This is a genomic window from Rhizobium giardinii bv. giardinii H152 (assembly GCF_000379605.1).
GTDB lineage: Bacteria > Pseudomonadota > Alphaproteobacteria > Rhizobiales > Rhizobiaceae > Pararhizobium > Pararhizobium giardinii.
In genome coordinates, this window is record NZ_KB902699.1 from 1 (window position 1) to 11020 (window position 11020).

The following is an 11020-nucleotide window of genomic DNA, read 5'->3' on the forward strand; positions in this document are numbered from 1 at the left end:
GGTACGCAGCGTTTGCCGGGCGAGCGATTGGACGACGGCAAGCGTGTTTTTGACGCGGTGGCTCAATTCGTTCACCAGCAATTGCCGGCGCTGCTTCCAACGCTTGCGATCGGTGATATAGGACATTTAGGGGTTGCCAGAAGCGGATGAAAAGCCAGCGATCCGCCAATCGCTGGCTTTCATGTTTGGCACCTTAGCGGGGGAGAAAAGGCGCCGCGCCGAGCGAGAGCCGCTAGACAGAAGAATTAACTGGCAGCCTGACTATTTGTTCCGCCAGGAAAACAGACTTTGATGTACCTCGTGAAGCGGCCATAATAAATATCAAGCGAAGGAGGAAACGCAGGCGTACGATCTCCGCCGGAAAGGCGTCACCGACCTACCGACATGAGTCCTTCGGAAGCGAAGCGATCTGCGTTCCTAATCTGTGCTTCGAAGATCGCATAATGCATCGAACGGAACTTGCGAGCTCGCTCGCATCTTTGTACTCGACCCGTCGCGGCTTGGTAACGCCAATTAAAAACCCTCAAGTCCAGCAAACCACGTGACGGGTAAGCGGGCGCTACGACTCAATCAAAGCACTCGGACGTTTTCGGCCCTGGATTTTCCAGTCTTACGGTCTTGCCCTATCTCATAGCTCACTCTTTGACCCTCGCTCAGGGAACTACCCGCTTGCAGGGCAGACACATGCACGAAAACGTCCGTTCCCCCATTCTCCGGGGTGATAAAGCCAAATCCCTTGTCTCCATTGAAAAATTTAACTATCCCAGTGGCCATACCCGATCCTTTGCGTGTGGCAGTTGTTTGCCCTGATCAAACCTATCGTGTGAAAACAGTTTCTACAACTCTCCATTGCCGTTGGGCGATCCCCAACGCCGCGCGGGCTGCGGTGGCGGCAGAGTGTTGAATTCCGCCCTTGACCCGGTTTTCCTCTCGCTGCGACCTTGCCGCCAGCACCGTGTCCGTGTTTGTTTCATTTTAGCCTGCGGCACTTCGGTGTTGTCGCGGTATCATTAAGGGGTCGAGGGATTGCGTGCGGAAGCAGAGGGCGAGAAGAAGCAAATGGGGCAGGAGCTATTTTCGGAGCTATCCGGAGGCAGAGACCTTAGCGCAGTAGCCCGTCGCGCCGAAACTCTTCCCAGCCGCTTAACTTCGGACGCCAGGCATCATCGGAGCTTCCTTCTGTTGAAGGTTTCTTGCTGCTGCGTAGTGAACGCGTGAGCTTCGCTTTCACCGCTGCCCGACGCCTGTTCTCGGCAGCACCTTCGGCATCTTCCTCGCGCCAGACTGTCACCAAGTCCCTGTCCAGGATGTCCTCGACGACACGTGGATCGAAGACGTGGAAGGTAATCTTCCTCGCGCGCCCTCGAAGCTTTACCGTACGGGTTCCGGCGCTGGGCAAGCGACCGTCGTTGAGCCACCGATGCCTCTCAGTGGTCGAGATCGTCAGGATATCCTGGATTTCACGGGGGATGACAGGCAGGCTTTCGATGCCTTCAAGCGCGTCGGAAATAATCGACGGCACCCTTAGCCGTTTCAGCCATCGCCAATGTCAGAACACCCGCTTCGATGTGGAGCGACTTTCTCACCGCCGCAGGAAGCCTGGCGCGAATTTCTAGCAATATTCCCCTGGCACGCACGGAGGATCCGAGCGTAGCTGCGGCCGACACGGACCACTCCTTGATCAACTCCGCATCGTCATTGGGATTTTGCCATGTGGGAGTAAATGGGCCTTTCCAATCGACTTCCTCGAAATAGCTCTTCGCATCGACGCGCAATCGAATATGCCGGTGGTCAGCGAGGAACTGGAAAACGCGCGGGCTAAGCCAAGTTGCAGACAGGGTGGGCGGCAGAGACACCCGCAAGGTCGTTTCTTTGGTCTCTTCGAGTTTGTCTGCCCTGATATCCCTCACACCATCTCCAATACCCAAGAGAGCACGAGCCATACATTTCTGAAAATGTTGCCCCTTCGGTGTGAAGGCCAATCGACGACCTTTTTTCTCGAACAAAGTGACCCCTAGCTGCTCCTGGAGCAGGCGAAGCTGATGACTGACGGCGCCTGTACATTCGTCAGGTTGCTCAGAAAGAGCAGGGGCCAGTCCCCGAAATGCTGAATGGCCGGCGCATGTATACGCTCGAGCAAGTGCTGGAGCTTCGGATCGCACTGGCGGCAAACGGACGCAAGAAATGGATGAATCCGCGCCGCGTGGACGGCGAGCGGTGCCAAATTATAGCCGTTACCAATTTCAAAGGCGGTTCGAGCAAAACCTCCACAACGATCCATCTCGGACACTACTAGGCGCTACGCGGCTATCATGTACTCGCAGTCGACCTAGACCCGCAGGCATCCTTGACAGCGCTGCATGGTAACCTGCCAGATTTCGACTATAGGGCAGGAGACACGCTCTACTCGGCAATCCGCTTCGAGGCTCCGGTTGAGACGGCCAGTATCATTCACAAAACGCACATTGCATCTGCGCAGGCCTGGAATTGACTGAGTTCGAAACCGCGGTTGCCCTTGAAATGAGACGCGCGGGCGGTACAAGCTTTCTCCTCCGCGTGTCGCAGGCTTTAGAACAGGTGGCGGATGATTATGATTTCATCCTCATGGACTCCGATGGCGGAGCAAGAGCGGCAGCAGCATCGCGAGCCGCCCAACAGCTTTCCATTAGGAATGGTGCTGCAGGCTTGCCCGCAAATCGGCGACTATGGTCCAGGCGGCTCGGTTTCCTCCTGGCGCGATCTGATGACCGCCGCGGTGGTGGTCGGTCAATGCTCGGTGTCAGTCCAAGCGCCTACGAGGAAGCTTGCGGGATCCTTGGTCCCGAGAACGCGGCGACGATTGTTGCGTGCATTCTCGAAAGGGGAGGGCACATCAACTCCGCCGGTGGATATTTGCGAGATTTGACCCGCCGCGCCGAACGGGGCGAATTTTCGATCGGTCCGATGCTCATGGCGCTGACGCGGGCCAATGGCACATCAGCGCGGCGGGCAGGGTAGTAGTGGCGACCACTGTCGAGTCCGCACCGGAAAAATTGACGATGTGCCAGCTCGCCAGAGGATTGCGAGATCACTGTAGCTCGAGACGGCCAAACCCGTGAAATTTGGGAATATTCTGAAACCAAGAATTGAAGCAGACTTCAACTGTTGGAAGATTGGCCGGCCAACGGTTGGTTGGAAACTGGCAGCCGAGGTTAGGAACTTTTCTCGAATTGCATGTTCAGCGTCAGTTAGCGGGGAGTCCTTTTGATGCCGTGGAAGACATTCTCTCTTACATGCGGATTTGCGATGGCCGTCGGCTTCGCGATCATATTCGCCACCTCCCGCCACGAGGGTGCGATGCTGGTAAAGACAGATCGCCTGGACCTGGCGCCCGTGCCTTCTGGCTTCAATATGGAGAGGTTTGCCGGCTAGACCACTAATCGTGATCTTTCTGCTTTTCATGACTTAGCTCATGGCAGCAACTCAGGAAAAGCTTGCTAATGCTGAAACCTAAGTCGTGGTGAGGAACATCCAACAATGGAAACTACCTGAACGGCGCTTCGCTTGACCGCCGCAATTTTGTGTTGTTTATTCCGGGCCAACCTGATGTTTCCGGCAAAGTGACCCCTTCATGAGGCGCGGCGATGACTTACGACTGGGACGGGAAGCGCACGAGACGCATGAACTTGATACAGAGCATGACCATAGGCGCAGTAATCTTGCTTGGATCCTTGTTTTTCGCCGCTGCCACCGCACTCATGTTCGAGTAACCGAACCGGCGACTGCCGTAAGCGATGGTTTCACGGCTGCGGCGGATCTCGATTGAAGCCATGAGCATGAAAATTCGGACATCGAAGGCGGGAGCCGTGGCTGGGCCTGGCGACGATCGCTGCTACGGGAAGCCGGTCAGCATCCCAAAGTCGCACACCGCTGCGACCGCTATCAGGCCGCCGCTTCGTGCACGGGAGCCAAGTGGAAGCCCATCGCCTTCAGGACAGCAAGGGTCGTTTCCAGCGTCGGATTGCCGTTCTCGCTCAGCGCCTTATAGAGATGCTCGCGAGCCAACCCTGTATCACGGGAAATCTTGCTCATGCCTTTCGCACGGGCAACGGTTCCAATGGCCGTGGCGATGAACTTGGCGTCACCTGTCCTCATCGCCTCCGCTAGAAATGTCTCTATCGCCACATCTGATTCGAGCATTTCGCCCGGGTCAAAATCAAAGAACTTCTCAGTCATTGTCATCACTCCATTGAGCGGCGATTTGCTTGGCCGCCCGAATATCCCTATCTTGAGTACTCTTATCGCCCGCACACAACAGCAGGATAAGCACATCGCCCCGTTGCTGAAAGTAGACCCGGTAGCCGGGGCCATAGTGGATCCGCAGTTCGCTTATCCCTCGCCAACCGGAGACATGTCGCCCGCATGTCCGGCAACCAAGCGCTGAAGTCGGATCGCGATCATCGCCTTGGCCTTGGCGTCTTTGAGCTTGGTGTGCCATTTGCGAAAGGTAGCGGACTGCTTGAGCTTGCTCATGAAAAATTGTAACTTATAAATTACAATACGTCAATACCAAGAGGGCGGACACCGATCGCGGCTGATCACTCAGCCGCTGCGGGGAACTGGTAAGCGTCGATCTAGGTTCGATCAGTTTTCCGTTGAAATGATCGGCTTCCCGCGAGTTTTGAGGCGCCAGTCCAAGAGGCTGGGATGTTCTAAGGCGGGGCAGGGGAGGGGCCATCTCAGAGCCCGCTCGCCTTGATGAGGTTGACGTGGAACCGATCGCGACGGCGCTGGTATTTGCGGGTCATTTCGGCGCTGGCATGGCCGAGCATCGACCTCCGCCGATGAGGCAAGACCGGCGCGCAACGAGTGACCCGATAACTTCAGTACCCGTTCGATCTCGGGAAGATCGCCGCGTATGCCGGCGGCCAGCGCGGTTTTCTTAACGAGACGCGCCACCTCCTGGTCGTTAAGGCGATCCGGCCCGACATTCTTTCCCTGGCCGGTGACGCGGCGAAAAAGGGGACCTTTGGCGATTTTGGCAAACTTGGTCCAGGTTTCGACGGCCGTGACCGGACAGGTAGCGTCGGAAGAGCCGCGGCCGATCTCGACTTCGCGCCAGCCTGTTTTGCCGCGCAGGGTCACCAGCATGCCCTTGTTGAGCACCTCGAACCAAACCGAAGCATCGTCCGTTTGATCGCGGCCGATATCGAGCCCGACGATTTCGGAGCGCCGAAGCCCACCAGCAAAGCCGAGCAGCAGCATGGCGCGGTCGAGAAGACCGCGTAGCGTCCCGCGATCGAGGGTCTCTAGCATGGCGATCAGGTCTTCGGGCAGGATGGCTTCCTTCTGCCGGGGCGGGGTGGCGTGCTTGTTGCGAATGCCGGCCATCACCGTGGCGATGGCGCGGTCCTTGCGGTCCAGCGGCATGCCACGCTGAGCACAGTTCCAGCCGATGGCGGCGAGGCGGCCTCGATGGTGGACACGGAATTGGCCTTCATGCCCCGTTCGGCGGCTCCTGAGGCGTAGGCGGTGATGTAGAGGCCGACGACCTTCGGATCCGGGGACACGTTCTGGCGCCGGCACCAGGCGGCGAAATGCTTCCAGTCGGAAGCGTAGGCGCGGCGGTATTGGTGGAACTGGCGGCCTCGACATAGCCGCGGGCGCGATCGGCGAGCTGTTCCAGGTGCGCCGGCTGAGGACGCTGATTTCGCCCTTACGCACCCCACGTCTGAGATCACGTCGATTTCCATGAAGTCGAGTTCACGTTCGGCGGCGACGTTGCGGGTATCTCCCGTGGTCGTGCGGCAACCACCACTTTGGTGGGAACATTTCTCCCGATTGCCGGTTTGGCTTCTCAGATACACGAACGCGCCGGGCGGGTTCAGGCTGTTCGGTTGTGTTGACATATCGCCGGAGGATCAGCATGTCACATCACTTTGCGTTTGAAACAAAAGTAGTCACTTTGGAAGATCTGGCCTTGCTCGAAAGCGTTTTGGGCCGCTGGTGTGCCAAGAAGGGCCTCGACTTGACAAGCCCAAAGGCCAAGACAGCCGCGAGAGACCTTGTGGATCTCGTGCGATTCGGCGTGCGGAAGGAAAGGGAGCTCGACCATCTACTGCGCCGTCTTCACTAGGCGACGATCCGCGGGCTTGTGGATTGAAAACGGACTGCTCCGCTGCGGTGAAGGCGCGATGACCAAAGTCAAACGTCTTGTGACCGCGGATTGTGTCGTGGTAGGGTCTCGATACCAAGATGGTCGAGCTTCCATCACGGATCCGAGTAGAAGCGATCCAACATCCTCACTGTCGGGTAACAACTTAGCATTTTTATTCAGAACCATCTCGGTAATCGCGGCGATACCATTGTTTGATGCCGTGAAAGCGCACGTAAACATCGCCTGCGGTGCGCACCAGTTCATCGGGCAAGCGCGTGCCACTGCAAGAACAGAAAAGCTTCCGGTTCAAGGCCAGCTCGGCCGCAGCTTCTTCGAGCACCCCGCAGTGACGCATGATCCAAGTCATGACTTATAGAGCTTCTCTCAGACTGCGGATCGCTGGCGAATCCGGTAGCGTATTGTCCAAGAACCGTTCGTGGCCCACCGCTGATCAACGCAGTAGAAGGGCTCGTTTGCAAAGGTCATTTCTAAGGGCCGTGGCAGCAACCCCGGCTTGCCCAACAGCCCAACCGATCTGGGTCGACACCACATCGCCAGCAGCATAAAGCGCCGTTACGGACGTTCTTTGGTGCTCGTCGAGTCGCTATTGCGCCGACTGCAAGGGCTAACCGGATCGAGCCTTGGAGCCCAGAGCGGCATCCAGGCTCTCGAACGGCCTGATTTGCGGCCCCAGATGGCCTTCCAATGCGCGGTCGCGCAGGCGGTACTGCAGAAACTGCGCGTCGAGGACTCAACTCCTATCTCCGTCAACTCCTCTCGCTGGTCGTTGGATTAAACCATGTGCCGGTTTCGGAAAATGCGGTGACCGCAGAGGTATAGCGCGAAGGATTTCTGCTCGTTGCTCACGCCAAGTAGTCGCGCCGCGGTCCTGAGGGCGCAACGGCGGTCGCAAATTTAGGTTCGGGCGCTTGGCGGTGCTCGACCGCGACAAAAATCTTGTCGGTCCGGTTTCGCTGACGCCGATCAGGGCTGTGAAGACCATCTTCACCTGCATTTCATTCAGCCCGGCGGCTGACGAATCGGTCAACCATCCGGCTACGACATCCAAGTTAACCTCTTTTGCCCGCGTCGAACTTATCTTTGCCAAGCGAGCAGTTGAGGGCGCTTGCGGCCGCACGTATCAAATCCTGGTGCGTCGCGGGTTTCGAGACGATAACCTCAGCATTATACTTCCTTTTCATCTCATCGGGCATGGCCTGTCCGGAGTAGAACAGGAACGGGAGGCCTCGTTCCCTGAGCAGGTCACCGACTCTCTCGGTGGTCTCCGGACCGAGACGAATATCCAGAACGGCAAGGGACAGTTCTTCGTGGCCAGCGGCATCCATGGCGGCAGACACTGTTGCGCACGGACCAACAACATCGGCCCCCGCATCAAGAAACGCCGCCTCCATGTCAAGCGCGATTAAAATTTCATCCTCGGCGATTAAAATTCTAGTCCCCAAGAGGGGATGATTGTCGTCCTTGCTCCACATCATTTTGTATACCCTTCAGAAGCTCCATGACGATCGTGCACGACCCCGCCGAAGCCTTGCGCCTCGGGCCGCCCCACGGGCGGACCACCACGCTCCTTCCACATAACGGTCATCTGCCGGCCGTTGTTCCCGAACAAGGGGCTTTGGCTTCTCGGTGAACGGATGGCAGCGCTTAACGCGTGAACTCCATGCGGAGTAAGGCGTCGGCGAACCGGCGCGCCTACCTCTGGACCGCCGTGTTAGTTCCTCCCCGTGCCGTTATCGAATCGGCGGCTGAGCTTCGAGGGGTACGCCTATCTGCGCGGTCAAGCTACCGCTGGCCATGATAATTTCCGTAATGCTGGATCGTTTCGTCGACGCGTTACAGCGCAACCCGGCGAGAAAGAAGTCGTTTACAGTGACCTTGCATTTCGGCCTGACGTTTATCGCTGGGCCGAGGGCATCGCCCGCGGTTTCACGTCCCTTTCGCGAGGGATCTAAAGACGCAAAGCCGTTTCAGTGTCCGCCGACGCGTCAACCGCAGTGGTCAGTCTATCCGAGGCGGAAACACCGAAGTATGAAAGGAGCCTGGCGACCTCCCGCTGCTGCTGGTATGCGATGGCATATCAGCATGTCGCGGATCCTTCTCGGACACCGCGCGCAGAGAATGGACAGGCACCTTGATGCAGTCGCCAGCCGTCTGCATGAACGTCCGGTGCAGGCTGGTCTCCGCCATCAGCAGCAGGTGGTGGCCAGTCAGGCCCTCGCGGCCGACATGGCCGACTTCCACCGTTTCGCCGTCGCCAGACTCCGCCACAACCGAGCCGAGGCCGCTTTCGATGAAGCAGACGTGCGGCGTCCATTGATTGGCTTCCACCAGGACCGTTCCGACGGGCAAGTTGACCTTCTCCATTTTCCGGCTGAGCACCATCAACGCCGTGGGCGGAAGCGCCTTCAGCAGCCTGTTTTTTACTTGGGGTTGGGTGATTATGGACATCGGGGGCTCCCATTGGCATGTGCCACTGTCCTCCTCGGCTTGTCGGCTGGCTTCATCATGCCGCTCTCGCGCAGGGTGTCAGGGAGATCACTCGGTGCCTGGATTGGACGCACTATCCGCAAAAAATTAGCTCAGACTGGAATCGTTCCGCAGCGATATCGTTCAGCTCGAAAGAATCAATTTGCGACGGTTGTCGTGGATTGTCGGGCCCTGGAAAACTACCCGATAATTTAGGGGCGACGACCGGCTCGATCGACAAAATCTCTAGGCTTGCTCATCCAAATTGTTGCGCTATATGCTGGCCTACGAGCTGCGGTGCTTTTGCGTGGGCATGAACCGCGTGTATTATTATCCGGGACAGTTGAGCGTACGGGAGGAATGATGAACCTCGAAGACCTCTACCGTTTGATGCGAAACGGCCACGTTCAGGCGCAGGGCATCATCGACACCGTCCCCGAGCCGCTGCTTGTGCTAGATCAGAATCTGTGCGTGCAAACAGCCAGCCGGTCCTTTTTTTCAACCTTCAAGGTTGACCGCGACGAGACTATCGGCCAGCACCTCTACGAACTGGGTGATCGCCAGTGGGATATCCCTGAGCTGCGCCTTCTACTTGAAGACGTGATCCCGAAGAGCAAGGCGGTGGTGGACTACGAGGTGGAGCATGACTTTCCGGGCCTTGGCCGAAGGACGATGCTCGTCAGCGCCCACCGGCTGTTCCATCCCGACAATATCAGCCGCAGTTTGCTGCTCTCGATCGTCGATGCCACCAAGCGCCGCGAGCACGAGGCAGAGAAAGATGTGCTCTTGGGCGAACTCAGGCATCGTATGAGGAACCTGCTCGCTCTGGTCCAAGCGATGGCGCGCCAGACCACGGCCGCGGGCCGCTCCGGTGAGGAGTACCGCGACGCGTTCCTCGGCCGGTTCAATGCGCTGGTACAGGCCCACGATGTGGCGTTCTCGCACAACGGTGCGGCTGACCTGCAGCAGGTGGTCGAGCGAACGGTAGCACCCTATTCCGGAAGTCCCGCCGGGGTCATCGTCGAGCCGGGGCCGACCGTCCCGCTCGCGTCAGGGCAAATTATGTCATTGAGCCTCATCCTGCATGAACTGGCGACCAATGCCATTAAATACGGCGCCCTTTCGGTCGCAACGGGACAGGTCCGCCTCCGCTGGGAGATCGAGGAAGCGAGCGCTCCGCGCCTACGGCTGGTTTGGCAGGAGAGCGGCGGTCCGCCAGTGGCAGCGCCGGCCTCATCGGGGTTCGGCACACAGCTCATCGAATTTGCTGCGAAGCGCGAATTGGGCGGGCGGGTGGAACTAAACTATGCCCCGGCTGGTTTGATGGTTGAGATCGTCGCCCCGTTGGCATCGGTCTCATGACATTCTCATGCCATTGAGGATCGCATGCGCAAGACCGTGCTTGTCGTGGAAGACGAGTTCCTGATCGCGATGGATCTCAAGCTGCTGCTTGAGCGACATGGTTGGTGGGTGCTCGGGCCGGCGGCGAGCGTGGAGGAGGCGCTTGCACTGATGGACGAGGAATTGCCGGCCGTGGCAATTCTCGACGTAACCCTCAGGGATGGGACAGTGTCACTGGTGGCCGAGGCACTGCGGGCGGAAGATATTCCGTTCGTCGTCGCAAGCGCCTACGACAAACCGGAGCACGTCGGCGGAGAGATCCTCGCAGGCGCGCCGAATGTCGGCAAGCCCACCGACCAGCGCCTCCTGCTTGCAGCCCTGGAGCAGGCGATATACCGTATGAATGGGACATCGCTCCCGTTAGATCCATGACAGGTATTTAAAATTCTAGTTCCCAAAAGGGGATGATTGTCGTCCTTGCTCCACGCCATTTTGCATACCCTTGGGAAGCTCGATGACGATCGTGCAAACGACGCCATCCGGGTGGAACTCGCGACGGACCTTCGCCGAGGGCAGGCTTTTTTCGATCAGGACACCGCCGAAGCCTTGCGCCTCGGGCCGCCCGACGGGCGGACCACCACGCTCCTGCCATACAACGGTCACCTGCCGGCCATTGTTCCCGACCTCCCAGCTCAGCTCGACCTGACCGCTTACCGTTGAGAAAGCCCCGTATTTCGCGGCATTGGTAGCCAGCTCGTGAAGCATCAGTCCGAAGGGCGTGGCGATATCCGGCGGCAAAGTTACCCGCGCGCCCTCGACCTTCAGCCGATGCCGATCGTTGCCCACATAGGCTTCAAGTTGGGCACGCGTCAAGGCACCAAGCTCGGCGCCGCTCCAATCCGATTCGACCAGCAATTTGTGCGCGTTCGCAAGGGCAGCGAGCCGCCCCTCGAAGCGCGTGACGAAATCCTCGCTCGAGCGTGTGGTACGCAGCGTTTGCCGGGCGAGCGATTGGACGACGGCAAGCGTGTTTTTGACGCGGTGGCTCAATTCGTT

Annotated in this window: 11 protein-coding genes and 7 pseudogenes; 5 read left to right on the forward strand and 13 right to left on the reverse strand. The window is 58.4% G+C overall.

The genetic code is table 11. The features are described from left to right. The 4 genes and pseudogenes from A3AY_RS41585 to A3AY_RS40750 form a co-directional block, all read right to left on the reverse strand. A pseudogene (locus tag A3AY_RS41585) lies at positions 1–117 on the reverse strand (HWE histidine kinase domain-containing protein); the annotation flags it as partial. 453 nt (positions 118–570) lie between these two features. Further along, positions 571–774, reverse strand: a complete 204-nt coding sequence (locus tag A3AY_RS0124560; protein ID WP_018328334.1) for a cold-shock protein — start codon at positions 772–774, stop codon at positions 571–573. Between the two features lie 328 nt (positions 775–1102). Then, positions 1103–1685, reverse strand: a pseudogene (locus A3AY_RS36025) (hypothetical protein). A 285-nt stretch (positions 1686–1970) separates the two neighbouring features. After that, positions 1971–2096, reverse strand: a pseudogene (locus tag A3AY_RS40750) (LysR family transcriptional regulator); the annotation flags it as partial. Between A3AY_RS40750 and A3AY_RS36030 the strand changes: the two are divergent. Both A3AY_RS36030 and repC read left to right on the forward strand, forming a co-directional pair. Continuing rightward, positions 2060–2613 (forward strand): annotated as a pseudogene (locus tag A3AY_RS36030) (AAA family ATPase); the annotation flags it as partial. The pseudogenes A3AY_RS40750 and A3AY_RS36030 sit on opposite strands and share 37 nt — an antisense overlap. Positions 2614–2644: 31 nt before the next feature. Further along, positions 2645–2997, forward strand: a pseudogene (gene repC / locus A3AY_RS38225) (plasmid replication protein RepC); the annotation flags it as partial. A gap of 631 nt (positions 2998–3628) precedes the next feature. On the opposite strand, the gene A3AY_RS39395 reads toward repC, so the two are convergent. From A3AY_RS39395 to A3AY_RS36040, 5 genes and pseudogenes are all read right to left on the reverse strand, one after another. Further along, the gene (locus tag A3AY_RS39395; protein ID WP_154663332.1) at positions 3629–3811 is read right to left on the reverse strand and encodes a hypothetical protein; all 183 of its coding nucleotides are present in this window, start codon (positions 3809–3811) and stop codon (positions 3629–3631) included. Positions 3812–3921: 110 nt separating this feature from the next. Further along, the gene (locus tag A3AY_RS0124590; RefSeq protein ID WP_018328339.1) at positions 3922–4215 is read right to left on the reverse strand and encodes an addiction module antidote protein; all 294 of its coding nucleotides are present in this window, start codon (positions 4213–4215) and stop codon (positions 3922–3924) included. Further along, entirely contained in the window at positions 4208–4372 is a 165-nt protein-coding gene (locus tag A3AY_RS41235; protein ID WP_338053510.1) for a type II toxin-antitoxin system RelE/ParE family toxin, read from the reverse strand. The genes A3AY_RS0124590 and A3AY_RS41235 overlap by 8 nt, the downstream gene beginning before the upstream one ends. Continuing rightward, entirely contained in the window at positions 4369–4512 is a 144-nt protein-coding gene (locus A3AY_RS41240; RefSeq protein WP_018328340.1) for a hypothetical protein, read from the reverse strand. The genes A3AY_RS41235 and A3AY_RS41240 overlap by 4 nt, the downstream gene beginning before the upstream one ends. A 206-nt stretch (positions 4513–4718) precedes the next feature. Continuing rightward, positions 4719–5665, reverse strand: a pseudogene (locus tag A3AY_RS36040) (tyrosine-type recombinase/integrase). Between the two features lie 240 nt (positions 5666–5905). Here A3AY_RS36040 and A3AY_RS36045 point away from each other — a divergent pair. Further along, entirely contained in the window at positions 5906–6115 is a 210-nt protein-coding gene (locus A3AY_RS36045) for a hypothetical protein (RefSeq protein ID WP_018328341.1), read from the forward strand. Positions 6116–6320: 205 nt separating this feature from the next. Here A3AY_RS36045 and A3AY_RS39400 read toward each other — a convergent pair. The 3 genes and pseudogenes from A3AY_RS39400 to A3AY_RS36050 form a co-directional block, all read right to left on the reverse strand. Continuing rightward, positions 6321–6434: pseudogene (locus tag A3AY_RS39400) on the reverse strand (DUF72 domain-containing protein); the annotation flags it as partial. A gap of 772 nt (positions 6435–7206) precedes the next feature. Beyond that, on the reverse strand, positions 7207–7632 hold the full coding sequence (locus A3AY_RS41245; RefSeq protein WP_018328343.1) for a response regulator: 426 nt from the start codon (positions 7630–7632) through the stop codon (positions 7207–7209). A 523-nt stretch (positions 7633–8155) separates the two neighbouring features. Next, complete coding sequence (locus A3AY_RS36050; protein WP_018328344.1) at positions 8156–8605, reverse strand: Crp/Fnr family transcriptional regulator; 450 nt, start codon at positions 8603–8605, stop codon at positions 8156–8158. A gap of 381 nt (positions 8606–8986) precedes the next feature. On the opposite strand from A3AY_RS36050, the gene A3AY_RS0124625 reads away from it, so the two are divergent. Then, complete coding sequence (locus A3AY_RS0124625; RefSeq protein ID WP_018328345.1) at positions 8987–9985, forward strand: HWE histidine kinase domain-containing protein; 999 nt, start codon at positions 8987–8989, stop codon at positions 9983–9985. A 24-nt stretch (positions 9986–10009) separates the two neighbouring features. Further along, positions 10010–10396, forward strand: a complete 387-nt coding sequence (locus tag A3AY_RS36055; protein WP_018328346.1) for a response regulator — start codon at positions 10010–10012, stop codon at positions 10394–10396. A gap of 15 nt (positions 10397–10411) precedes the next feature. Here the strand turns inward: A3AY_RS36055 and A3AY_RS0124635 are convergent. After that, positions 10412–11020, reverse strand: a 609-nt coding sequence (locus tag A3AY_RS0124635; RefSeq protein ID WP_018328347.1) for a sensor histidine kinase, incomplete at its 5' end; no start/stop codon positions are given.

Coding starts and splice junctions, on each gene's coding strand:
- A3AY_RS0124560 (WP_018328334.1), bottom strand. CDS start 774: ATGGCCACTGGGATAGTTAAATTTTTCAATGGAGACAAGGGATTTGGC.
- A3AY_RS41245 (WP_018328343.1), bottom strand. CDS start 7,632: ATGATGTGGAGCAAGGACGACAATCATCCCCTCTTGGGGACTAGAATT.
- A3AY_RS0124625 (WP_018328345.1), top strand. CDS start 8,987: ATGAACCTCGAAGACCTCTACCGTTTGATGCGAAACGGCCACGTTCAG.
- A3AY_RS36050 (WP_018328344.1), bottom strand. CDS start 8,605: ATGTCCATAATCACCCAACCCCAAGTAAAAAACAGGCTGCTGAAGGCG.
- A3AY_RS0124590 (WP_018328339.1), bottom strand. CDS start 4,215: ATGACTGAGAAGTTCTTTGATTTTGACCCGGGCGAAATGCTCGAATCA.
- A3AY_RS41240 (WP_018328340.1), bottom strand. CDS start 4,512: ATGAGCAAGCTCAAGCAGTCCGCTACCTTTCGCAAATGGCACACCAAG.
- A3AY_RS36055 (WP_018328346.1), top strand. CDS start 10,010: ATGCGCAAGACCGTGCTTGTCGTGGAAGACGAGTTCCTGATCGCGATG.
- A3AY_RS39395 (WP_154663332.1), bottom strand. CDS start 3,811: ATGGCTTCAATCGAGATCCGCCGCAGCCGTGAAACCATCGCTTACGGC.
- A3AY_RS36045 (WP_018328341.1), top strand. CDS start 5,906: ATGTCACATCACTTTGCGTTTGAAACAAAAGTAGTCACTTTGGAAGAT.